The organism is Cupriavidus sp. OTU4054, from assembly GCF_038440175.1.
Lineage (GTDB): Bacteria > Pseudomonadota > Gammaproteobacteria > Burkholderiales > Burkholderiaceae > Cupriavidus > Cupriavidus pauculus_D.
Map to the genome: position 1 here is coordinate 103,504 of NZ_JASATF010000012.1, position 22,179 is coordinate 125,682.

At 66.2% G+C, this 22,179-nt stretch carries 19 protein-coding genes; 10 read left to right on the forward strand and 9 right to left on the reverse strand.

The features are described 5' to 3' along the window. The first annotated feature begins 5 nt into the window (after window positions 1-5). Together AAHB16_RS15990 and AAHB16_RS15995 are read left to right on the forward strand one after the other, a co-directional pair. Window positions 6-947 carry an ABC transporter permease gene (locus AAHB16_RS15990; protein WP_150375468.1) on the forward strand — a complete coding sequence of 314 codons (942 nt, stop codon included), beginning with the start codon at window positions 6-8 and terminating at the stop codon, window positions 945-947. A 24-nt stretch (window positions 948-971) separates the two neighbouring features. Beyond that, window positions 972-2,663, forward strand: coding sequence for an ABC transporter ATP-binding protein (locus tag AAHB16_RS15995; protein WP_150375466.1), 1,692 nt, complete (start codon window positions 972-974; stop codon window positions 2,661-2,663). 40 nt (window positions 2,664-2,703) lie between these two features. Here AAHB16_RS15995 and AAHB16_RS16000 read toward each other — a convergent pair whose 3' ends face one another. From AAHB16_RS16000 to AAHB16_RS16020, 5 genes are all read right to left on the reverse strand, one after another. Continuing rightward, entirely contained in the window at window positions 2,704-4,044 is a 1,341-nt protein-coding gene (locus AAHB16_RS16000) for an LLM class flavin-dependent oxidoreductase (RefSeq protein WP_150375464.1), read from the reverse strand. A 75-nt stretch (window positions 4,045-4,119) separates the two neighbouring features. Then, window positions 4,120-5,346, reverse strand: coding sequence for an acyl-CoA dehydrogenase family protein (locus AAHB16_RS16005; protein ID WP_150375462.1), 1,227 nt, complete (start codon window positions 5,344-5,346; stop codon window positions 4,120-4,122). A 99-nt stretch (window positions 5,347-5,445) separates the two neighbouring features. Then, window positions 5,446-6,429, reverse strand: a complete 984-nt coding sequence (locus AAHB16_RS16010) for a sulfonate ABC transporter substrate-binding protein (RefSeq protein WP_150375460.1) — start codon at window positions 6,427-6,429, stop codon at window positions 5,446-5,448. Between the two features lie 153 nt (window positions 6,430-6,582). Then, window positions 6,583-7,281: a hydrolase gene (locus AAHB16_RS16015; RefSeq protein WP_150374063.1), complete on the reverse strand. Its 699-nt coding sequence runs from the start codon at window positions 7,279-7,281 to the stop codon at window positions 6,583-6,585. Window positions 7,282-7,435: 154 nt separating this feature from the next. After that, entirely contained in the window at window positions 7,436-8,611 is a 1,176-nt protein-coding gene (locus AAHB16_RS16020; RefSeq protein WP_223851568.1) for a Bcr/CflA family multidrug efflux MFS transporter, read from the reverse strand. Between the two features lie 292 nt (window positions 8,612-8,903). Here AAHB16_RS16020 and AAHB16_RS16025 point away from each other — a divergent pair, with 292 nt between their 5' ends. Beyond that, on the forward strand, window positions 8,904-9,236 hold the full coding sequence (locus tag AAHB16_RS16025) for a DUF2322 family protein (protein ID WP_150375456.1): 333 nt from the start codon (window positions 8,904-8,906) through the stop codon (window positions 9,234-9,236). Window positions 9,237-9,250: 14 nt separating this feature from the next. Here AAHB16_RS16025 and AAHB16_RS16030 read toward each other — a convergent pair whose 3' ends face one another. Further along, window positions 9,251-10,135, reverse strand: coding sequence for an AraC family transcriptional regulator (locus tag AAHB16_RS16030; RefSeq protein ID WP_342051438.1), 885 nt, complete (start codon window positions 10,133-10,135; stop codon window positions 9,251-9,253). 161 nt (window positions 10,136-10,296) lie between these two features. Between AAHB16_RS16030 and AAHB16_RS16035 the strand changes: the two genes are divergently transcribed. Continuing rightward, entirely contained in the window at window positions 10,297-11,043 is a 747-nt protein-coding gene (locus AAHB16_RS16035) for an SDR family NAD(P)-dependent oxidoreductase (RefSeq protein ID WP_342051439.1), read from the forward strand. A 21-nt stretch (window positions 11,044-11,064) separates the two neighbouring features. Here AAHB16_RS16035 and AAHB16_RS16040 read toward each other — a convergent pair whose 3' ends face one another. Next, window positions 11,065-12,054, reverse strand: a complete 990-nt coding sequence (locus AAHB16_RS16040) for a Bug family tripartite tricarboxylate transporter substrate binding protein (protein WP_150375452.1) — start codon at window positions 12,052-12,054, stop codon at window positions 11,065-11,067. A 148-nt stretch (window positions 12,055-12,202) separates the two neighbouring features. Then, window positions 12,203-13,291, reverse strand: a complete 1,089-nt coding sequence (locus AAHB16_RS16045; RefSeq protein ID WP_150375450.1) for a tartrate dehydrogenase — start codon at window positions 13,289-13,291, stop codon at window positions 12,203-12,205. A 180-nt stretch (window positions 13,292-13,471) separates the two neighbouring features. On the opposite strand from AAHB16_RS16045, the gene AAHB16_RS16050 reads away from it, so the two are divergent. Next, window positions 13,472-13,939 carry a hypothetical protein gene (locus tag AAHB16_RS16050; RefSeq protein ID WP_150375448.1) on the forward strand — a complete coding sequence of 156 codons (468 nt, stop codon included), beginning with the start codon at window positions 13,472-13,474 and terminating at the stop codon, window positions 13,937-13,939. A 798-nt stretch (window positions 13,940-14,737) separates the two neighbouring features. Next, window positions 14,738-16,057: a GGDEF domain-containing protein gene (locus tag AAHB16_RS16055; RefSeq protein ID WP_223851567.1), complete on the forward strand. Its 1,320-nt coding sequence runs from the start codon at window positions 14,738-14,740 to the stop codon at window positions 16,055-16,057. Between the two features lie 12 nt (window positions 16,058-16,069). Here the strand turns inward: AAHB16_RS16055 and AAHB16_RS16060 are convergent, their stop codons facing one another. Continuing rightward, window positions 16,070-16,798: a GntR family transcriptional regulator gene (locus tag AAHB16_RS16060; protein ID WP_150375444.1), complete on the reverse strand. Its 729-nt coding sequence runs from the start codon at window positions 16,796-16,798 to the stop codon at window positions 16,070-16,072. Window positions 16,799-16,931: 133 nt separating this feature from the next. Here AAHB16_RS16060 and AAHB16_RS16065 point away from each other — a divergent pair, with 133 nt between their 5' ends. The 4 genes from AAHB16_RS16065 to AAHB16_RS16080 all read left to right on the forward strand — a co-directional run bounded on the left by AAHB16_RS16065 (window position 16,932) and on the right by AAHB16_RS16080 (window position 22,170). Continuing rightward, window positions 16,932-18,209: an iron-containing alcohol dehydrogenase gene (locus AAHB16_RS16065; RefSeq protein WP_342051440.1), complete on the forward strand. Its 1,278-nt coding sequence runs from the start codon at window positions 16,932-16,934 to the stop codon at window positions 18,207-18,209. Between the two features lie 69 nt (window positions 18,210-18,278). Further along, window positions 18,279-19,658 carry an MFS transporter gene (locus AAHB16_RS16070; protein ID WP_342051441.1) on the forward strand — a complete coding sequence of 460 codons (1,380 nt, stop codon included), beginning with the start codon at window positions 18,279-18,281 and terminating at the stop codon, window positions 19,656-19,658. Window positions 19,659-19,763: 105 nt separating this feature from the next. Further along, complete coding sequence (locus AAHB16_RS16075; protein ID WP_342051442.1) at window positions 19,764-20,567, forward strand: fatty acid hydroxylase family protein; 804 nt, start codon at window positions 19,764-19,766, stop codon at window positions 20,565-20,567. Between the two features lie 115 nt (window positions 20,568-20,682). Continuing rightward, window positions 20,683-22,170, forward strand: a complete 1,488-nt coding sequence (locus AAHB16_RS16080) for an MmgE/PrpD family protein (RefSeq protein WP_150375436.1) — start codon at window positions 20,683-20,685, stop codon at window positions 22,168-22,170. Window positions 22,171-22,179 lie beyond the last annotated feature (9 nt).

Here is a 22,179-nt window from a genome sequence, read left to right on the forward strand (position 1 = left end):
CGTTCATGTCTTCGTCATCTCCATCGTTGCGCGGCGACGCGGCATCGCTGATCGATGTCGCGGCCGCCGATCTGGCCGAGCCGCTCGCGCCAGTGACGGCGCGCCGGCACGGTGCGCTGCGCCGGCTGCTGAGTTCCCCGAGCGCGTGGGTCGGCACCGTGCTGCTGCTCGCGGTCGTGGCCGCCGCCGTCACCGCCGGCTGGCTGTTTCCGGGCGATCCGCTCGACATGGCGACCGAGCCGCTGCTCTGGCCGGGACGCGACGCCGCGTATCCGCTGGGCTCCGACATGCTCGGGCGCGACATTCTTGCCGGCCTTTTCCACGGGGCGCGCGCATCGCTGACGATCGCCGCGGTGTCCACGGCGATTGCCGTCGTGCTCGGTGTGGCGGGTGGCATTGCCGCGGGTTACTACGGCAACGACTTCAACGGCCGCATCGATCGCGCGTTCGGTGTCGTGACCACGTTCTTCCAGACCATTCCGTCGTTCCTGTTCGCGCTGGCCATCGTCGCGGTGGCGCAACCGTCGATCGGGAAGATTGCGCTTGCCATCGGCATTACCTCATGGCCCGCGCTCGCGCGGCTGGTACGCGCGGAGGTATTGCGGCTGCGGCATGGCGACATGGTGCTCGCCAGCGAGGCGCTCGGCGCGAGCGATGCGCGCATCATCGCGCACGACATCTTGCCCAACGTGCTGACGCCGGTGCTGGTATCGGCATCGCTGATGGTCGCGACCGCGATCCTGACCGAGTCGAGCCTGGCCTTTCTCGGGCTTGGCGATCCGAATGTGGCGAGCTGGGGCAACATGGTCGGCGCGGGCCGCGAGGTGTTGCGCACCGACTGGTACGTCTGCGTGCTGCCGGGCATGGCGATCGTGATCACGGTGCTGGCCCTCAACCTGATCGGCGACGGGCTCGCGGCGGCGTTCGATCCGCGCGGCGCTCGATAGGATGCAAGACAAGGAGCACCGATCATGACGCAACTATTGCTGTCGCTACGCGGGCTGACCGTGAACTATCCGGGCGCCGAGCGCCCCGCCGTGGCATCGCTCGACCTCGACGTCGGCGAGGCCGAAACCGTTGCGCTCGTCGGCGAGTCCGGCTGTGGCAAATCGACGACCGCACTGGCCATTCTCCGGCTGTTGTCGCCATCCGCGCGCGTCGATGGGCGCATTCTGCTCGACGGCCGCGATCTGCTGGCATTGCCCGAGCGAGAGATCACCGCGGTACGCGGCAATGTCGTCTCGATGATCTTTCAGGAACCGATGACGTCGCTGAACCCGGTGCATACGGTCGGGGAGCAGGTCGTCGAAGCGCTGCGCCTGCATCGCCCCTTGCCGGCGCAGGCGGCCATCGCGCGCGCCGTGGAGCTGCTCGACCTGGTGCGTATTCCGGAGCCGCAGCGGCGCTTTCATGCCTACCCGCATCAGCTGTCGGGCGGACAGCGGCAGCGCGTGATGATCGCGATGGCCATCGCCTGCTCGCCGCGGCTGCTTGTGGCGGACGAACCGACGACGGCGCTCGACGTCACCGTGCAGGCGCAGATTCTGGCATTGCTCGATTCGCTGCGCCGCGAACTCTCGATGAGCGTGCTGCTGATTACGCACGACCTCGGTGTGGTCTCGCGCTGGGCCGATCGCGTGGCGGTGATGCACGATGGCCGCAAGGTGGAGGAGCAGCCGGCACGCGCATTGTTCGATGCACCGCGACACGACTATTCCCGCGCGCTGCTCGGCGCATCGCTGAGCGGCGTGCATGCGCGCGGCGAGGCACCGCATTATCGGCGGGCGCGTTTGCCGGAGCTGCGCGTCGATCGTCGCGCGGACGGCACGGCGGCGTCGTTCCGGCTCGTGCAGCCGGTGCCCCGTCAGCCCACGCCGCGGGCGGAAGCCGCCGCGCCGCTGATCCGCGTAGAGGGCCTCGATGTCGTCCATCGCACGGGCCGCCATGCCGCGCATGCGGTGCGCGATGTGTCGTTCTCGATCGCCGCCGGCGAAACGGTGGGGCTCGTGGGGGAATCGGGGTGCGGCAAGTCGACGCTCGCCCGCGCGATTCTCCGTCTCTCCGACCATGATGGCGGGCGAATCGTTTTCGACGGCACGGATATCGCGGCGATCTCGCGGCGCAGGCTGCGTCCGTGGCGCGGTGCGATGCAGCTCGTGTTCCAGGATCCGTACGGCTCGCTCAATCCGCGCAAGACCGTTGGCGCGTTGCTGGAGGATGCGCTACGCATCCACGGCGTGTCGGATGCCCGCGTGCGACGCGACCGTGTGCACGCGATGATCGAGCGCGTGGGTTTGCCGGCCTCGGTACTGCGGCGGTACCCGCACGAGTTCTCGGGCGGCCAGCGGCAGCGCATCGGCATTGCACGCGCATTGATCGTGCAGCCACGGCTGCTCGTATGCGACGAGCCCGTGTCCGCGCTCGATGTCTCGGTGCAGGCGCAGGTGCTGAATCTGATTGCCGACCTGCAGGCGGAATACGGCCTGGCGTGCCTGTTCATCTCGCACGACCTTGGCGTGGTTCGCTATATCGCGGACAGAGTGCTGGTCATGAAGGACGGACAGGTGGTGGAGAGCGGTGACCGCGAGCAGATCTGGACGGCGCCGGCGCATCCTTATACGCGGCAACTGCTCGACGCCATTCCATCGTTCGCCGCGCGCTGAGACGCGCGGCGGCGGCCCTTGAGCGGCCCTTAAGCGGCCCTCATGCGGCCTTGCGTCCGGAAGCGCGACCCACGGGACGCGCCAGCCCCAGATGGTCGCGCAGCGTGCGGCCTTCGTACTCGGTGCGGAACAGGCCGCGCCGCTGAAGAATGGGCACCACGCCATCGACAAAGGCCTGCACGCCATCGGGCAGCACGTCGGGCATCAGGTTGAAGCCGTCGGCCGCGCCGTTGAGGAACCAGTGTTCGATATCGTCCGCGATCTGCTCCGGCGTGCCCACGATCACGCGATGGCCGCCACCGCCCGCGAGTTCGCGGATGAGCGCGCGCACGGTCAGGCCGCGTTGCTGCGCGAACGCCACGGTTGCGCGGAAGAACGTATGGTTGCCGTTCGCGGGCAGGACGAGGTCCGCGGGCAGCGGCTGGTCCAGCGACAGGCGGTCCGCGGAGATGCCGAGCGTGCCGGCCAGGCGGTTCAGGCTGTAGGACCACGGAATCAGATCGACCAGCGCATTGCGGCGCGCGATCGCTTCCGCTTCCGTCGCGCCGATGATCGTGGTCAGGCCGGGCAGCACCTTGACCGCGTTGGGTCCACGGCCAAGCACTTCGGCGCGCTGGTTGATCTCGGCGCGATAGGCGTGGGCTTCCTCGAACGACTGCGCCGCCGAGAACACGGCCTCCGCATGCAGCGCGGCGAGCTCGCGGCCGTCGGACGATCCGCCGGCCTGGAACAGGACCGGATGTCCCTGCGGCGGGCGCGGCTGGTTGAGCGGGCCGTGCACATCGAAGAACGGGCCGTGATGCGCGATGGGCTGTAGCTTCGCGGTATCGACGAAGCGCCCGGAGGACTTGTCGCCGATGAAGGCATCGTCCTCCCAGCTATCCCATAACGCCTTGACCACACGCGTGAATTCGTCGGCGCGCGCGTAACGCTGCGCGTGATCGGGTGGTGCCAGGCGTCCGAAGTTGCGCGCGGAGCCGGCATCGGCCGTGGTCACGACGTTCCAGCCCGCACGGCCATTGCTCACGATATCGAGCGTGGCAAAGCGGCGCGCGACGTTGTACGGCTCGTTGTAGCTCGTGGACAGCGTGGCGACGAGGCCGATATGCGTCGTCGCCCCGGCCACGCAGGCGAGCAGCACGGTGGGCTCCAGCGCGGTGATCGGGCGAAAGTCGATCTGGTCCGCGATCGATGCGTTATCGGCGAGGAATATCGCGTCGAACTTGCCCGCCTCGGCAATCCGCGCGAGGCGGATGTAATGCTGGATATCGAGGAACGCGCGCGGGTCGGCATCGGGCACGCGCCATGCCGAGGGCACGAATCCCGAGTGCAGGGCGTTGAGGTTCAGGTGAAGCTGGCGCCGTGGCGCGGCCTGGGACATGAGTGTGTTCCGTGGGGTGTGTTCCGTGGGGTGTGTTCCGCGGGGATGCGTTCCGTGTTGAGACGAGCGCGCGCGTCAGAACACGCGGCCTTCGGTCAGGTGCGTGGTTTCGCCGTTGAGGTGATAGGCCCCGACGACGCGCGCCTTGTGCAGCAGCGGGTTGTGGCTGAAGATCGTACGCAGGTTGCGCCAGTGGCGATCGAAGTTGTGCGCGCGCGCCGTGAAGGACGCGCCGCCTGCTTCGAACATGCGCTCGCCCGCATGCAGCGCGAGCTTGCTGACCACCAGTTGCGTCTGCGCGGTGGCGAGCGCGCCCGCCAGCACGAGTTCTTCCGCATTCGCGGCACCATTGGCGAGCGCGTCGGCCGAGCGGTCGAGCGCGCGCGCGTTCTCGCGCACGAGGCTGTCGATCGCATGGCTGTGCGCGGCAAGGTCGCCGATCACGCCCTGGATAAAGTGGTCCTCGCGCGCGCTCGGCGCGGGGCTGTGCAGTGCGGGACGTCCATGCTCGAGCACATAGGTGCGCGCATCGTGCCACGCATTCCGCACGATGCCGGCCGCCACGGCAACCAGATGCAGCTGACGCAGCGCGCCGCAATGGCGGCCGACCAGCGTGGTGCTGTCGCGTGGTGCCACCTCGTCGGGCAGGACTTCCACGTTGTCGAACAGCAGGCTGCCGCTGGCCGTCATGCGCTGGCCCATGCCGTCCCAGTCATCGACGATGCTGAAACCGGGCCGGTTGACGGGGATCACGATCAGCACGGGCTCCCCATCGGCGCCGAGCACGTTGATGCGCGCGTAGTCCGAGAAGGCGGTGCCGGTGGCGTAGTACTTGCGGCCCGAGAGCAGATAGCGATCGCCGTCGCGGCGCAATGCCGTCTTGATTTCACCGGGGCGCGATGTGGTGCGTTCGGTGGAGGCGCCGCCGAAGATCGCGCCGTCCACGATGCGCCGGATCTGCACGTCATGGAAAGCCGAGCGCGGCGAGAGCCGCAGCACTTCGGTCTGGTCGTAGTGGATGCGCAGCGCATGCGCGACGTTCGACTCTTCCGCGGCAATCGTCGTGATGGCATCGAACAGATCGACGAGCGTGCCGCCGAGTCCGCCCCATGCCACGGGCAGACGCAGCGCGCCGAGGCCGGACTTGCGGAACAGCGCAAAGCCTTCGTACGGGAGCACGCGGCGCGCTTCACGCGCGGCGGCATCGGTGCCGATCTGCCGCGCCAGCGCCGGCAGGGCGTCGAGCGCGGTTTGCAGCGGATAGAGCGAGTCGAGCGAATCGATTTGCAGCGGGGCGTTCATGAAACCTTCCTGTCAGCGACACATGACCTGCAAGCATATGACCGGCGCCGTGCCGCTGGAACGAAGGAATCAGGATATGGATATATGCTTCGGCGCGCGTCAGTCCTTCGCCGCGAGCGAGAAGTTCGCCTGCCACACGTTCTGGCTCACGACCACGGGCGTCGGAATCAGCTTCTGCTCGTGGAACAGGTCCGCCACGCGCTGCTGGGTCGCCGCCACTTCGGCGGTGACCGGCGTGACGCCGTACGGCACGCGCTTGAGCCACGTCTCGACGATCGGCACGGACAGGCCGAGCGACGGCGCGAGGATACTGGCGGTCTCCGTCGGATGCTTCGTCACCCACAGCCCCGACGTGCGCAGCTGCTCGAGAATCGCGTTGACCGCTTTCGGATGGCCTTCCGCAAACCGGCGCGTGGCCTCGTAGAAGTTGAAGGGCGACGGCACGCCTTCATAGTCGGCAACGGTGCGGACCTTCAGCGATTGCTGCGCCAGCGCGTAGTACGGGTCCCACACGACCCAGGCATCGACCTTGCCGCTCTCGAAGGCGGCGCGCGCGTCGGCCGGCGGCAGGTAGATCGGCTGGATATCGGCGAACGACAGGCCGTTCTTCTTCAGCAGCTGCACGAGCAGGTAGTTGGAGCTCGAGCCTTTCTGCAGGGCGATGCGCTTCCCCTTGAGATCGCCGACCGTACGGAACGGCGAGCTCTCGAGCACGAACAGCGCTTCGTTGCTCTTGCCGCCGGGCTCAGCGCCTACGTAGACGAAGTCCGTTTTGGCGGCCTGCGCGAACACGGCGGGCGGCGCACCCGTATAGCCGAAGTCGATACCGTTGGCGTTCAGGGCTTCGAGCAATTGCGGACCGGCGGGGAATTCCTTCCACTCGACCTTGTAGCCGAGCGGTGCCAGTTTTTTCTCGAGCGATCCCTGTGCCTTGAGCACGGCGAGCAGGCCGGCCTTCTGGAAGCCGACGCGAACGGTCTGGTCGGCTGCGTGGGCCGGCGCGATGAAGGCGATGCTCGCGAGCAGCGCGCTTGCGCCAAGGGCGGTGGTGATCCGGCGGAGCCAGGGAGTCAGGTGGGCCATGGGTCGTTCCTGTCGAAGATGGGATGGGACTGGCAATAGTCGCCAGAATCCATACCCGACGGGAACGAACGTATTGTCATGTGCGCATGCGAAGCGGCCGCATGACGTTATGCGGCCGCTGGTGGTGGGTCGGTGTCGGCCGATGCGCCGCGATCAGTATTCGGTCACCGGCGCGTGGACCGGTGCGATCGATGCGTGCGGGGTCTGCGTGCGCTGGGCGGCCTTGTGGACCATCGTGTAGGCGTAGTCGATGCCCATGCCGTAGGCGCCCGAGTGTTCCTTGGCCAGGCCCGTCACGGCGTCGTACGTTTCCTTGTTCTTCCAGTCGCGCTGCCACTCGAGCAGCACCTGCTGCCACGTCACAGGCACCACGCCGGCCTGGATCATGCGCTGCATCGCGTAGTCGTGCGCTTCCTTGGTCGTGCCGCCCGAGGCGTCGGCCACCATGTAGATCTCGTAATCGCCTTCGAGCATCGCGCTCAGCGCGAACGTGGTGTTGCAGACTTCGGTCCACAGACCGGCCACGACGATCTTCCTGCGGCCGTTGGCGGCCAGCGCGTCACGCACCTTCTGGTCGTCCCACGAGTTCATCGAGGTGCGCTCCAGCGTTTCCTTGCCGGGGAACACGTCGAGCAGTTCGGGATACGTGTAGCCGGAGAACGAATCGGACTCGACCGTGGTGATGGTGGTCGGCACGTCGAAGATCTTTGCTGCCTTGGCCAGGCCCACGACATTGTTCTTCATGGTCTGGCGGTCCATCGACTGCACGCCGAAGGCCATCTGGGGCTGATGGTCGATGAAGATCAGCTGGCTGTTGCGCGGGGTCAGGACTTGCAGCTTGGCGTTCGACATGGTTTCTCTCCGGAAAAGGTAATTCAATAAGTTTGAGGTTGTTGTTGGGCAGTGCTAGCTGTGCTGCGCTGTCCATGGGTTGAACTATAGCGGTCGCCTTCCCGGAGAAAGTCGGCTATCGCTGTCATAGTTATTCAAAATAATTGAATAAAAATCAGGAGGCCTTCAAGGCACGGCGTGTATGGATGCGCGTGGAGACGATGGACGTGACGAGGCTGCCCACGCCGGAGACGCCCATGATCCAGGCCATCGTCCACGGCGTGCCGTCGGCGCACCAGCCTACGAGCGCCGCGCTCAGGATGCCGCTGCCGTAGTGCATCGCGCCCAGCAGCGACGAGGCCGAACCGGCCTTGTGCGGGAACGCGGCCAGCGCGCCCGCGACGGAGTTGGCGACGATAAAGCCGTTCATCGACATATAGAAGAACAGCGGCAGCACGAGACCGGGCAGCCCGCCCCAGCCGAAGCGCGCGTCGAGCGCGAGCACGATGCCCGATAGCGCGAGCATCCATGTCCCGAGATGGAACAGCCGCGCGCTGCCGATGGCGCGCAGCAGCCGCGCGTTGAGGAAGTTCGCCGCCATCATGCCGAGCACGTTGAAGCCGAACAGCAAGCCGTACATCTGCGGCGACACGTGGTAGTACTCGATATACGCGAATGGCGTGCCGATGACGAACGCATAGGCGCCCGCGTAATAGAAGCCGCCCGACAGCCCGTAGCCGATCAGCCGCGCATCCTGCGCCAGCGCGACATAGTCCTTCAGCACGTAGCGCAGCGGCGTGGTCACGCGGCGCGCCGGCGGCAGCGTCTCGGGCAGGAAGCGCAGCGCGCCGATGGTCAGCAGGCCGACGATCACGAGCGTCCAGAAGATGCCCTGCCAGTTCCAGAACGAGAGGATCTGCCCGCCGAGCAGCGGCCCCGCCAGCGGCGCGATGCCCATGATCAGGATCAGCGTGGACAGCATGCGCGCCCCGTCTTCCCGCGCATAGAGGTCGCGCACCATGGCGCGCGCGAGCACCGGGCCCACGCTGGCACCGAGTGCCTGCACGACGCGCCAGCCCATCATCTGCCACACCGTGTCGGACAGCGCGCAGCCGGCCGATCCGATCACGAAGAGCACGAGGCCCGCGACGATCGGCAGGCGGCGGCCGCGCCGGTCGGCGATCGGGCCCCACAGCAGTTGCCCGGCCGTAAAGCCGATCAGGAACGCCGACAGCGTGAGTTCGATGCTGGCCGCGCTTGCATGCAGCTCGCGTGCGATGGCGGGCAGCGCGGGCAGGTACATGTCGGTGGAAATGGACGCGAACGACATCAGCGCGCTGAGAATCAGCATCAGGCGCAGCGGATTGCTGGCTGTGACAGGCGCGACAGGCGTGACGGGTGCGGCGGCGGAGGGTGGGGCGGGTGCGACGGGTGTGGCGGTCGGTGTTGGCGGGCAGGGCTGCATTGCGCGGAGAGGGAGGGGGCGACACATCGGGGGGAATCTGTGATCTTACGGCGTTTACCGGCACGCGATTAAGCCCCTGACCGTGGATAGTCTGTTGAAGCCCGTTCATATATGGGCCAGCGTTGCGCGCGGAATACAATGACGCCCGTTTCCCATTCATCCTTACGGAGTGCTTTCAGTGATCGAACCGACCAGCGAATTCAAGGACAACCTCGCCCAGATGCCCGCCATTGACGCCATCGCGCGCATCGAGCTCGTGGACGCGGCCGGCACGGTGGTCGCCACCATCGACAATGTGCCGGGCAAGAAGGGCTCGGTCGCGGTCTATAACTATCTGCGCGAGTCGTTCGGCAAGCTCGATGCCGCGGCGGCCCAGCACGGCCTGGCGGTGTTTGGCGAGCATACGGTGGATGCGCGTAACCGTCCCGGCGCGCACCCGAACGTCGATCGGCTGCTGGCTGTCGCCGAGGGCGCGCCCGCGCTCGAGATCCGCGTGGTCGGCAACGGCTGACCGCATCGCACGCGTCAGCGCATCGCCTCGACGATGCGCGCCGCGTCGCGCGTGGGGGGCAGGCCGAACTCGCGCGCATATTCGCGGCTGAATTGCGTCGCGCTTTCGTAACCGACCGAGAGCGCGACGGTCGTGACATTGCCGGTGCCCGCCACCAGCAGCGTACGTGCCTGCAGCAGGCGAATCTTCTTCTGGTACTGAAGCGGACTCAGCGTCGTCACGGCCTTGAAGTGCCGATGGAACGCGGACGCGCTCATCGCCGCGCGCTCGGCCAATGCCTCTACCCGCAACGGCATGGCGTAGTCGCGCCGGATCCATTCGATGGCCTGGTTCACACGCGCCATCGCGCTGTCGGGTGCCGCGATATCGCGCAGCATCCATCCGCTCGGTCCCTGCAGCACCCGATACAGGATCTCCCGCTCGTAAGCGGGCGCGAGGGCCGCAATATCGTCGGGCCGGTCCATCAGCCGCAGCATCCTTACCCATGCATCCATCAGTTCCGGCGACATGGCCGCGACGGAGAAGCCTGCCTCGTGCCGCGCCGGGGAGGCGCTGCCCGTCACCAAATCGGCGAGCAACGGCGCGAGGATGCGCGGCTCGATCGTCAGACTCACCGCCAGATACGGCTCGCCGGCAGGGGCGGGGTGAACGGTACCGATCGCCGGCAACCCGATGGACATCACGAAATAGGTCGCGGGGTCGTAGCGTAGCGTGCGGTCGCCGATGGTCATGGTCTTGCTGCCTTGCAGGATCAGGTTGACCATGGGGTCGTACACGGCCGCGAGCCGATGCGCCGGAATGGCGCCCTGCACCATCGCCACGCGCGGAATGCCCGTTTCCGTCCGGCGATTCTCGGCCCTGGCGGCCAGTCTTCTGAGTTCCTGCAGTGCGGATTCCATGGCTGCTATCAGACCGCAGGTTGCGGTCCGCCGCAAGGGTTCGGCAGGCCGAATGCGCGGGTCTGGCAGGAATAGGCAGGATCTCGGCAAGATCGGGCACGTCCGGCGCGCGTGCCGCCCCTATCGTTGTGGCTCCTCAACATCCCTGTCTGGAGCCAGATATGAACAACGTCGTCGTCATCACCGGAGGCAGCCGCGGCATCGGCGCCAGCACTGCCCTGCGCTGCGCGCGGCAGGGCATGGGCGTCGTCGTGACCTACCGCCACCATCCCGAGGCGGCCCAGTCGGTGGTCGAGCAAGTTCGCGCGGCGGGCGGTGAAGCGGCTGCGCTGGCGCTCGATGTCGGCGACGTGTCGACCTTCGCGGCGTTTCGCGAGCAGGTGCGCGAGGCGCTGCGGCAGTCGTGGGACGCGTCCACGCTCGCGGGTCTCGTCAACAATGCGGGGTATGGGCGCTACAACCCGATCGAAACCGTCACCGAAGCGGAGTTCGATGGCCTGATGGGCGTGCATCTGAAGGGGCCGTTCTTCCTGACGCAGGCGCTGCTGCCGCTGCTGGCCGATGGCGCGAGCATCGTCAACGTGACCAGCGCCACCACGCGCGTGGCCACGGCCGGCGTGGCCCCTTACGCGGCATTCAAGGGCGGTCTCGAAGTCCTGACCCGCTATATGGCGAAGGAATTCGGCGAGCGGCGCATTCGCGTGAATGCGGTCTCGCCGGGCGCGATCCGTACCGAACTGGGCGGCGGACTGACGCCGGACTTCGAAGCCCTGCTCGCCTCGCAGACCGCGCTGGGCCGTGTGGGCGAGCCCGACGAGGTCGCGCGCGTGATCGCGAACCTGCTGTCCGCGGACGGCGGCTGGATCAACGCACAATCGATCGAGGTCGCGGGCGGCTACAACATCTGAGCGCCCGCGGACCGCGGGCGGTTACTCGATCGTGATCTTGCCTTCCTTGACGAGGCCGGCGAACTTGAGCGTCTCGTCGTCGATGCGCTTCGCAAACGCTTCGGGCGTGCTGGAGAGCGGTTCGGCACCGGCGGCATGCATGCGTTGCTGGAACTCGGGCGAGTTCACGATCCTGACGATCTCCGCGTTCAGGCGCGTCACGAGTGGCTTCGGGGTGCCGGCCGGCGCGAGCACACCGAACCATGTGCCGATGTCGAAACCCTTCAGTCCCACCTCTTCCATCGTCGGCACATCGGGCAGCGCGCTCGAGCGTTTGGCCGTCGTCACCGCGAGTGCCTTGAGCTTGCCGGCCTTCACGTGCGGCAGCACCGTGGTCAGCGTATCGAAGGACATCGTGACCTGACCGCCGAGCAGGTCGGTCGTCAGCGGGCCGCTGCCCTTGTACGGCACGTGCAGCAGCGTCGTGCCCGTGGCGGCCTGGAACTGCGTGCCGATGAGGTGCTGCGCCGTGCCGTTGCCGTTGGAACCGTACGAGAACTCGGGCGATGCCTTCTTCGCCAGCGCCACGAACTCGGCCACGTTATTCGCGGGCGTCTTCGCGGGATTCACCACGAGCACGTTCGGCACCATCGCGATGGGCGTGACGGGGGCGAGGTCCTTCTGGAAGCTGTATGGCAGCTTGCGGTACACGCTGGTCGCGATCGTATGGTGGACCGCGCCCATCAGCAGCGTGTAGCCGTCGGGCTTCGCCTTGGCCACGTAGTCGGCACCGACGGTGGCCCCCGCGCCGGGACGGTTCTCGACGATCACGGGCTGGCCGAGGCTCTTCGAGAGCTGGTCGCCGAGCGCGCGCGCGAGTACGTCGGTCGTGCCGCCCGAGGGGAACGGCACGATCAGGTTGATCGGTTTCGCGGGCCAGTCCTTGTCCTGCGCGATGGCGGTGGCGGCCACGCCAAAGGCAAGCGTGACCAGCAAAGCACGCAGGACGCGCCGGGTCGTGAGAGTACGCATGATTTGTCTCCGATATCGTTATGGTGTCGCCGCAGGCGTTACTGCACCTGAGCGATGCGCAGCAGGAGATGTGGCATCGGGCGGATGCGGGCCCACCGCACCCGATGGTCCGGATGCGGGTACTACGCGGTACCGCGGAGAATCCGCGTCAGGCGGCCTTGGCGACTGCCGCCCGCTTCAGGTAGTCGCACACGGCGCGCGTGACCTGCACCGTGGTGGCCTTGCCGCCGAGATCACCGGTATGCAGCGCGGGGTTTGCGGTGACCGACTCGATGGCGGCCATCAGGCGTTGCGCGGCGGCCTGTTCGCCGAGGTGTTCCAGCAGCATGACCACGGACCAGAACGTGCCGACCGGATTGGCGAGGCCCTTGCCCATGATGTCGAACGCGGAACCATGGATCGGCTCGAACATCGACGGATAGCGGCGCTCGGGATCGATGTTGCCCGTCGGCGCGATGCCGAGGCTGCCGGCCAGCGCGGCCGCGAGGTCGCTGAGGATGTCGGCGTGCAGGTTGGTGGCGACGATGGTGTCGAGCGACTTCGGACGGTTGACCATGCGCGCGGTGGCGGCATCGACGAGTTCCTTGTCCCACGTCACGTCCGGGAATTCCTTCGCCACGTGCACGGCCACCTCATCCCACATCACCATGGCGTGGCGCTGCGCGTTGGACTTGGTGATGACCGTCAGCAGCTTGCGCGGCCGCGATTGGGCGAGGCGGAACGCAAAGCGGAGGATGCGCTCGACGCCCACGCGCGTCATCATCGAGACATCGGTCGCCGCCTCGATGGGGTGGCCCTGATGCACGCGGCCGCCCACACCCGAGTATTCGCCTTCCGAGTTCTCGCGCACGATGACCCAGTTCAGGTCTTCCGGCGCGCAGCGCTTGAGGGGGCCGTCGATGCCGGGCAGGATGCGCGTCGGGCGCACGTTGGCGTACTGGTCGAAGCCCTGGCAGATCTTCAGGCGCAGGCCCCACAGCGTGATGTGGTCGGGAATCTGGTTGTCGCCGGCGGAGCCGAACAGAATCGCGTCCTTGCCGCGCAGCGCACCGAGGCCGTCGGCGGGCATCATCGCGCCGTGCTTGCGGTAATAATCGCCGCCCCAGTCGAAGTCCTCGAACTCGAACCGGAAGTCGGCCCCGGCCGCCACCAGCGCTTCCATGACTTCACGGCCCGCGGGCACGACTTCCTTGCCAATGCCATCGCCGGGAATGGTAGCGATCTTGTAGGTCTTCATCGGTTGTCTCCTGTTCAACGCGTGAACGCATTCTGTCGGGAGACAAGGGCACTGGATCGCCGCGAAAGTTAAGCCATCTTTAACTGTGGATTAACAATGATTTCCCTCCCCGCGCGGGGTCGACATACGCGTGTGCGGATGGGCATCCTGTCGCTGGTTGTGCTACCCAGCGAGAAGGCCATGCTATCGATCAGCAGGAACCCGCAGACCTCGGCGTTGCAGGACAGGCTTGGCCATAGCGTAGGGTCCGCGCTGGAGGCGCACCTCGATCCCGCACAAGGCGCGGCCCTTCTCGTGTTCTGCAGCCTGCTGCCCGACGATGCCACGCTCGGCGACCTGGGCGATCTGCGTCACTTCGCCGACGCCGGCGTCGCGCCGGACACGCTGGCGGCCTTCGCGCCGCTGGGTGCCCGGCTGCGCGCGTTGCCCGATGCGCAGCGCAAGGCGCCGCTGTTCGACCTCTTTCTCTCCGAAGTCCGCCTGCGCTCTGCCAGCCGGGACGGTCCCCCGACCCATTTCGAAACGGCGTGCCCGTCATGCGGGGCGCGCGTGGCATGGCCTGTGCAGGCAGGGGAGGACCTCAAGGACCGTCCGCTGCGCTGTGCTCAGTCGCATGTGTTTGCGTTGAGCGAGGGGCGATTCGTCTAGTCACGGACATGTCATCGCTGCAAGCGTTGGTAGGTCTTACGTGGCGACCGCGTATTAGTGACTGTTCACTTACTGCCACACTTTCTCACCGCACTCAATAACCGTGCGATTGTGAAACGACTTAAGCAGTCCAAAAAGGCCGGAATGGGCGTGGGCGCGCCTTTGCGGCATTAACACGCCGCATTCTGGTGCATGCCCGCGCGCGCGCGGAGCACGGGTTTTCCTCGCGGCACGACATTTGCAAACTCCCCCCGTAAATCCACGGTGGAGCGTATGCATTGGTCGCGAGGCATTTATGGGATTGTCTGCAAAACAGATTCGCATCGTGCGGCGGTTGAAGGGTGGCTACCGCCTCCGCATCATCCGATCGCCCATTACGCATCAGGAGTCCTACGCGGAACTCTATGACCCGGGCGAGCCGAGGGAGATCGAGGTAATCGGATGGTGGAGAATCCTGAAACTGATGCGGGCAGGGCAGATATGTCCCAACCATACCCCGCTGGCCACAGCGACGGAGCTGGTCCTGTGCTGATGGAGCGATTACGGCTTTAATATCAAAAATGCCATCTCGATCAGATTCGAGATAATCGGACAAAGATTTTCGGGCATTTGACGGAGGCAGAATCCCCGGGAATTGACGCGAAATGCATGCGCGTTACCCCGACAAGCCAGCCGATGAAGCGCCGGGCGAGACGTGCGCCGGTCTGGCGGCAAATATCAGGTTACATGTGCAGAAGGCGCCCCGGCGCCAGTCAGTTTGTACTACATTGCACCCTTCTGGTATCCGCGTCCCCGACATTGAAAGCCGCTGTCCACACCGATTTCTCGATCGATCCTGTGCGCGTGGAGTTCGTCGATCCCGACACCGAGCGGGATTTCCAGCGCCATCATCTGGATCACACCCGTGCGTCCCTGCGGCTGACGCTCGTGTTCTGCTCGCTGTTCTACGTCGCGTTCTCCCTCACGGATTTCGCCGCGCTCGGCTACGGCACCCATGCGCTGGTGCTCCTGGTCGGCCGTCTGCTGGTGGCGTTCACCGCGGGCGTCGGCCTCTATCTCGTGCGGGACGAGATCCACACGATCGCGCCGCATCGGCTGGCCGCGAGCGCGGCCGAGATCGTCGGCATGGCGGTATTCATGCTCGTGGTCTGGTTCCGCGCGGGCGAGTTGCCATGGCATGCGATGTCGCTGTGCATCATGCTGGTGGTCGTCTACGTATTTATCCCTAACCGGCTGATCACCTCGATCGCCATCGCTTTCGCGGCCACGCTGGCGTTCATTGCCATCGCGCTCACGCGCGGCGAACTCAAGCCTTCCGACGACGTCACGATGTCCATGCTGCTGTTGCTCGTGAACAGCTTCGGCATCGTCGCGGCGCGCCGCTATCAGCAGCTCTGGCGCGACGAGTATCGCGTGCTGATGGAACTCAAGCACCTGTCGATTCGCGACCATCTTTCCGGCTGCTTCAACCGCCGCCATCTGCACGCGACGCTGCTGCCTTCGGAAATGATGCGCGCGCGCAAGGGCCGGCAGTGGATCACGCTGATGGTCTGCGACATCGATCATTTCAAGCGCATCAACGACAGCTACGGTCACCAGAGCGGCGACGCGGTGCTCCAGCACGTGGCGGGCACACTGCAGGCGATGACGCGCGGGGAACTGGACAGCGTGGTGCGCTATGGCGGCGAGGAATTCCTGCTGGTACTGCCGCAGACCGACCTCGAGCGCGCGATGCGCGTGGCGGAGCGCCTGCGCCTGGCCGTCGAGCAAAACCCGATTCCCGACGTTTCCGGCAAGCAGATCGCGGCGACGATGAGCATCGGTGTCCTGTCGGTCAATTTCGCCACGGTCCGGCGCACAGTGTCGGAGGCCACGCTGATCGCGGCGGCCGACGCGCTGCTCTACGATGCCAAGAAGGCGGGGCGGAACAGCATCCGGTGCCTGCAGTGGACCGACGAGCTATCGCGCGTGGCCACGCATCCGGGCAGCATCCCGTTTCCGCTCTCCGGTCTGGAGGTCGAGGTCGATGATCGCGGTCGTGCCACGCTGATTCCGGGGTCGGGTACGGATGGCATGGACGCCATGGATGGCCTGGGCGCGCCGACCATCACGCGTTAGCGCTTCGCGTGCTTACCGGTAGTCGCCCAGCACCGTCGCGCGCGTGAACGCCTCGATATTGTCGAGCAGCGCATCGAGGGCCTGGCCCGCGGCCTCCACGTCGCCGCGCGCGATCGCCGAGGCCACCGCCGCGTGGAGCTTCGACATCGCCGGCAGGTCCGCGGCTTCCTTGTAATGCAGATACCAGAAGCGCCGCGAGAGTCCGTGCATCAGGCGCATGGCGCCCTCGGCAAACTCGTTGCGCGCGGCAATCAGGCATTGCTCGTTGAATTCGCGATCGGCGCGCACGAACGTAATGTCATCGCCGTTGCGTGACGACACCTCGAACTCTTCAGCCAGTCGCCGGAAATGCTCGCGCTGCTCGGCGGTCGCGCGCTTGGCCGCGCTGCGGCAGATGAGGCGCTCCACCTCGCGCCGCGTCTCCAGCAGCCGCAGTTGACGCGCCACGTCCATCGGCGCGATCAGCAGGCCGCGCTGCGGCAACACCATGATCAGATGCTCGCGCGCCAGGCGCTGGATGGCCTCGCGGATCGGCGTGCGGCCAATTCCCGTCATCTCGCTCAACTGCAACTCGGACACCGAACTGCCCGGCGCCAGCCGCAGGGTGACGATCGCTTCCTCGATCTGTTCGTATGCCTGGTCGGTCAGCTTGCCGCGCTGACCCGCGGGTTCTTCGGGTTCCGGAGTTGCCGCCGCCTTGTCGGGGCGGGACGCGGCGCGTGAGGCGGTTCTTGCGGTCATGAGCGATTGTGGGCGGGCACAGGCCGACCATTCTATCCGGTCCTTGCATCCCGGATGTTTTCTGCTAGCATGTCAGTAATATATTAGATGTACACGAAAAGTGTATCGGTTGGATTGCACCACAGGAGACGGTATGGGAGGGGAGGATCTGGTTCATTTCTGCGCCCCGGCGCGGCTGATCATGGGCACGGGCGCGCGGGAGCGGTTACCCGCGTTGCTGTATCGGCTCGGTTACCGGCGCGGCCTGGTGGTGACCGACACATTCTTCACGTCTTCCACGCCATGGGTGCGGGAACTCGTGGCCGCCGGGCACGCGCATGGCGTGACGCTGACCGTCTACGACGGTGGCGCCCCGGATCCCACCACCACCCTGTGCGACGCCGCGACGGCGGCATTGCGCGCCGATGCCGATGTCGCGGCGATCGACCACGTCATCGCGATGGGCGGCGGCAGCAACATCGATCTGGCGAAGGCGCTCTGCCTGACCCTGCCCGGCGGCGCCCCGATACGGTCGTTTATCGGCCGCATCGACAGCGCGACACCGGTCCTGCCGCTCGTCGCGATGCCGACGACCGCGGGCACGGGATCGGAAGCCACGCCCGGCGCGATCCTCGTCGACCCAGACAATGCCACCAAGGTCGCGGTGATGGACAACCGCCTGCGCCCGGCCGTCGCGCTGATCGATCCCGAGTTCACGTTCACGTGTCCGCCGCGCGTGACGGCCGACGCAGGGATCGATGCGCTGACGCATGCGATCGAATCGTATGTGACGATGGATGCCGCGCGGTTCGATCTCCGAGACGATCCGGACCCCGGCTACAGCGGCCGTAACCCGATGACGATGCTGTTCGCGCACGAGTCCATCCGCCTGTGTGCCCGGCATCTGCGCCGCAGCCTTGCCGACCACGACGTTGCGGCGATGCGCGAAGCGCGTGTCGGCATGAGCCACGCCAGTCTCTATGCCGCACTGTCGTACGGCAGCGCGGGACTCAATGCGGTACACGGCATCGCCTATGCCGTGGCCGGCCTGACGCATCTGTCGCATGGCACCACCAATGCGGTGATGCTGCCCTATGTCCTCGATGCGCTGCGCGACGTGCGGCGCGACGAACTGCTGACCATCGCCCGGCTGTTCGATATCGCCGATACCGATGCGGATACCGCCGTGGCGCGGCTGCCCGTGGTGCTGCGAGACCTCATCCACGCGCTCGGCGTGCCGGTGACGCTGGAAGCGTGCGGCATCCGTGAAGACGACCTCGACACGCTGACGCGCGATGCGCTGGCCGTGACGCGTCTCGCCAAGGCTTTTCCGGTGCCCGACGTGGCCGCGCGGTATGCGCGCATCGTGCGCAACGCCTGGGATGGCACGCTCGCTTTCGACGACGCCCCGATGCAACGCCGCGTGGCCTAGCGGCATACCGCTTTCCAAGACAAGCGCGCCGGACACAGAGCGCGCGACACCTGCAAACAGGAGACAACCATGGACATGTCCGTAGGCGCCCTCAGGCTTGAGACGAGCATCGCGGCGCGGCTGGAGCGATTGCCGATGACGCGCTATCAGCGTTCGCTGTTCGGCATCATCGCCACCGCGTGGTTCTTCGATTCGATGGACCTTGGGCTCATGACGTTCGTGCTCGGCTCCATCAAGGCCGAGTTCGGGCTCACGGCCACACAGACCGGCCTGCTGGCCAGTTCGAGTTTTCTTGGCATGTTCCTCGGTGCCGCCGTGGCGGGCCTGCTGGCCGATCGCTTCGGCCGCAAGCCCGTGTTCCAGGTCAGCATGGTTTTCTGGGGCGTGGGCAGCCTGATGTGCGGGTTTGCGCAGGACGTCACCATGCTGATGCTGTATCGCGTGCTGCTCGGCTTCGGCATGGGCATGGAGTTCCCGATCGGACTGTCGATGGTGTCGGAGATCGTTCCGGCGAAGAGCCGCGGCAAGTATGTCGCCATTCTCGAGGGGTTCTGGCCCATCGGCTTTATCGCGGCAGGGGTGCTCACCTACGCGCTGTTGCCGCTCATCGGCTGGCGTGGCATCTTCATTGCGCTGTCGGTGCCGGCGATCTTCGTGTTCGTGGTGCGCCGCATCGTGCCGGAGTCTCCGCGCTGGCTCGAGGACGTGGGCCGCACGCGCGAGGCCGACGCCGTGATGGCGGGCATCGAGCAGCGCGTGCAGCGCGCATCGGGCGCACCGCTGCCGCCGGTATCGGCGAGCTACACGTCCAGGCCGGCCACGAACCGCAAGGCGCGTTTCATGGAGCTGTGGAGCGGGCCCTATGCGCGCCGCACGGTCATGCTCTGGTCGGTGTGGTTCCTCGCGCTGCTCGGCTACTACGGCCTGACGACATGGCTTGGCGCGCTGCTGCAACAAGCGGGCTATGCGGTGACCAAGTCGGTGCTCTACACCGTGTATATCTCGCTTGCCGGTATCCCGGGCTTTATCTTCTCCGCGTGGCTGCTCGAGAAGTGGGGGCGCAAGCCGACCTCCGCGCTCATGCTGCTCGGCAGCGCATTGGCGGCATTCGCCTACGGGCAGGCCGCCGTGAACAAGGTCCCCGTCGAACAGCTGATTGCCGCGGGACTGTGCATGCAGTTCTTCATGTTCGGCATGTGGTCGGTGCTGTATGCCTATACGCCCGAGCTGTATCCGACGCGCTCGCGGGCCACGGGTTCCGGCTTTGCCTCGTCGGTCGGCCGCATCGGTTCGCTCGCGGGCCCGTACCTCGTCGGCGTGCTGTTGCCGATAACGGGGCAGGGCGGCGTGTTCACGCTCGGAGCCCTGTCGTTCGCGCTGGCCGCGGTCGTGGTGCTGGCGCTCGGTGTGGAAACGCGCGGCAAGGCGCTGGAGGAGGTGTCCAGCTAGCGCTTCCATCCCTATCTGACCGCCCCTGTCGCGCAGGGGCTTTTTTACCGCTCAACCGTTTTTATATCCAACTAATATGTTAGTTGGCCTCTCTGGAGAATCGTGATGATGACCGAACGCCAGCGCCAGTTCCGGGCGCAATACAAGGCCGATATCCATCCCGCCTACAACGGACTGCTGCATGTGATCGTGATCTACGGCGTGGGCGCCGCCGCGCTGTATTTCTCGATCGGCCAGCTGCACGGCGTGACGTGGGAATGGATGCTGATATTGCCCGTCTTTCTTGCCGGCAATTTCGTCGAGTGGTTTCTGCACCTGTATGTCATGCACCGCCGCATCGACGTGTTCGCGCTGCGCGCGATCTACGAACGCCACACGCGGCAGCATCACCAGTACTTCACCGATCAGGAACCGACGATCGATACCACGCGCGAATTCCGCATCGTGTTCTTTCCGTGGCGCGTGCTGGTCACGCTCGGCGTGGGCGGCTGCGGGCTCGGCTACCTGGCCTCGGTACTGTTCAACGCCAACGCGGGCTACTTCGTGTTTATCACGATGGTCGCGCAGTACCTGATCTACGAGACGTTCCATTACTGCTGCCATGTGCACGACAACTGGTTCGTGCGCAACATGCCGTTCGTCAACACGATTCGCCGGCACCATATCGCGCACCACAACATGGGCATCATGATGAAGTACAACATGAACCTGTCGTTTCCGATCGCCGACTACATCATGGGGACGTCGGACCTGCGCCGCGGCCTCATCGGTCATCTGTTCAACGGCTACAGCGAGGAATACGTGAAGGAGGAACTGAAGCCGATCATCCAGAAATTTCGCACCGATCATTCGCGCGTGACGCTCGACGGCCCGGTACTGGATGAAGACGAGCGGCGTGCCATGGCCTAGTTGCCCAGCAGCACTGATGCATGCCATGCATCAATGGCACGCAAATTTGCAATTCCCATGCGAAGCCGTGCCTGCGACCATGCGCGGATAACAATGCCAACATGGGAGACACCGCATGGCGCAGCATCACAACCCGAATCGTCGTCTCGTGCTACAGGCGGGCGGCGCGCTGGCCGCGCTGGCCGCCAGCCCGCTGCACGCGGCCGACGTTGCCGAGAAGGCCACGGAAGAGGGCGGACGGAAGGCGACGCAAACGGACGTCACGGCAAGGCTCGCGCGCTATATGGTCGCCGCGCGCGACACTGCCCTGCCGGACGACGTGCAGACCGCCACCAAGCACCGCATTCTCGACACGATCGGCGCGATGGTATCGGGCGCGCGCATGCGTCCCGGCGAAATGGCCCTCAAGTATGTGCGGTCGCTCGGCGGCACCGCCCAGGCTTCCGTGGTGGCGAGTTCGTTCCGTACCACGGCCGTCAATGCCGCGCTCGCCAACGCAATGTGCGCGCACGCGGACGAGACCGACGATTTCGAGCCCGTGACCAAGGCCCACCCGGGCAGCAGCGTGGTGCCCGCCGCCTTCGCCATGGGCGAGCTCGAAGGGCGCAGCGGTACCGAGATGATCCGCGCGGTCGCGCTCGGTTACGACCTGTGCTGCCGGCTGCTGATGGCGCTGGGCCCCGATCTCGTGCGCGGATCGCACCGCAGCGCCGAGGGCACGTCCTCGACGTTCGGCGCGCTCGGCGCGGCCGCGTCGCTCGCGCGCCTCGACGAGACCGGCATGCGCTACGCCATCTCCTATTCGGCGCAGCAGGTGTCGGGGCTGTGGAGCTGGGTCAAGGACAAGGACCATATCGAGAAAGCCTTCGACTTCGCGGGCATGGGCGCGCGCAATGGCGTCACCGCCGTGTCGATGGTGCAGGCGGGGCTCACTGGCGTGCCCGACGTGCTCGACGGCACGCACAACCTGTTTATCGCGCTGTCTTCGGCACCGAAGCCCGAGGCAATGGTCGAGGGCCTCGGCTCGCGCTTCTATGTCACCGAGACCGCCATCAAGACGTTCTCGGTCGGCTATCCGATCCAGTCGCCGCTGGACGCGCTGCTGACGCTGCGCAGGCAGCATGGCCTGACACCCGACAAGGTGCGCGGCATCGTGGTGAAGCTGCCGACCGACGCGGTGGGAATCGTCGGCGACAGCGCGATGCCCGACGTCAATTGCCGCCACCTCGTCGCGGTGGCGCTGGTCAAGGGCGCGGTGTCGTTCAACGACAGCCACGACGTGGCGCTGATGAAGGATCCGCGCATCGTGGCGGAGCGCGACAAGGTCACGATCGAGGGCACCCAGTCGCTGATGGATCCGGCCGCGCCGCGTGGTGCCGTGGTCGAGGTGACGCTGGCGGACGGCAGCAAGGTCAGCCACTTCACCAGGTTCCCGCCGGGCACGAAGGAGAACCCGCTCGATACCGCGGCCGTCAATGCCAAGGTGCGGGACCTGATCGCGCCCGTGCTCGGCAGGGACAAGGCGGAGAAACTGATCGCGCGCGTGAACCGCCTCGAGCAGGTGGGCAATATCCGCGACCTGCGATCGTTGATCAGCGTGTGATCAGGCTGC

Bases quoted from the DNA above. Each gene is read 5' to 3' on its own strand.
- AAHB16_RS15990 (WP_150375468.1), top strand. From the start codon at position 6: ATGTCTTCGTCATCTCCATCGTTGCGCGGCGACGCGGCATCGCTGATC.
- AAHB16_RS15995 (WP_150375466.1), top strand. From the start codon at position 972: ATGACGCAACTATTGCTGTCGCTACGCGGGCTGACCGTGAACTATCCG.
- AAHB16_RS16000 (WP_150375464.1), bottom strand. From the start codon at position 4,044: ATGTCCCAGGCCGCGCCACGGCGCCAGCTTCACCTGAACCTCAACGCC.
- AAHB16_RS16005 (WP_150375462.1), bottom strand. From the start codon at position 5,346: ATGAACGCCCCGCTGCAAATCGATTCGCTCGACTCGCTCTATCCGCTG.
- AAHB16_RS16010 (WP_150375460.1), bottom strand. From the start codon at position 6,429: ATGGCCCACCTGACTCCCTGGCTCCGCCGGATCACCACCGCCCTTGGC.
- AAHB16_RS16015 (WP_150374063.1), bottom strand. From the start codon at position 7,281: ATGTCGAACGCCAAGCTGCAAGTCCTGACCCCGCGCAACAGCCAGCTG.
- AAHB16_RS16020 (WP_223851568.1), bottom strand. From the start codon at position 8,611: ATGCTGATTCTCAGCGCGCTGATGTCGTTCGCGTCCATTTCCACCGAC.
- AAHB16_RS16030 (WP_342051438.1), bottom strand. From the start codon at position 10,135: ATGGAATCCGCACTGCAGGAACTCAGAAGACTGGCCGCCAGGGCCGAG.
- AAHB16_RS16035 (WP_342051439.1), top strand. From the start codon at position 10,297: ATGAACAACGTCGTCGTCATCACCGGAGGCAGCCGCGGCATCGGCGCC.
- AAHB16_RS16040 (WP_150375452.1), bottom strand. From the start codon at position 12,054: ATGCGTACTCTCACGACCCGGCGCGTCCTGCGTGCTTTGCTGGTCACG.
- AAHB16_RS16045 (WP_150375450.1), bottom strand. From the start codon at position 13,291: ATGAAGACCTACAAGATCGCTACCATTCCCGGCGATGGCATTGGCAAG.
- AAHB16_RS16050 (WP_150375448.1), top strand. From the start codon at position 13,472: ATGCTATCGATCAGCAGGAACCCGCAGACCTCGGCGTTGCAGGACAGG.
- AAHB16_RS16060 (WP_150375444.1), bottom strand. From the start codon at position 16,798: ATGACCGCAAGAACCGCCTCACGCGCCGCGTCCCGCCCCGACAAGGCG.
- AAHB16_RS16065 (WP_342051440.1), top strand. From the start codon at position 16,932: ATGGGAGGGGAGGATCTGGTTCATTTCTGCGCCCCGGCGCGGCTGATC.
- AAHB16_RS16070 (WP_342051441.1), top strand. From the start codon at position 18,279: ATGGACATGTCCGTAGGCGCCCTCAGGCTTGAGACGAGCATCGCGGCG.
- AAHB16_RS16075 (WP_342051442.1), top strand. From the start codon at position 19,764: ATGATGACCGAACGCCAGCGCCAGTTCCGGGCGCAATACAAGGCCGAT.
- AAHB16_RS16080 (WP_150375436.1), top strand. From the start codon at position 20,683: ATGGCGCAGCATCACAACCCGAATCGTCGTCTCGTGCTACAGGCGGGC.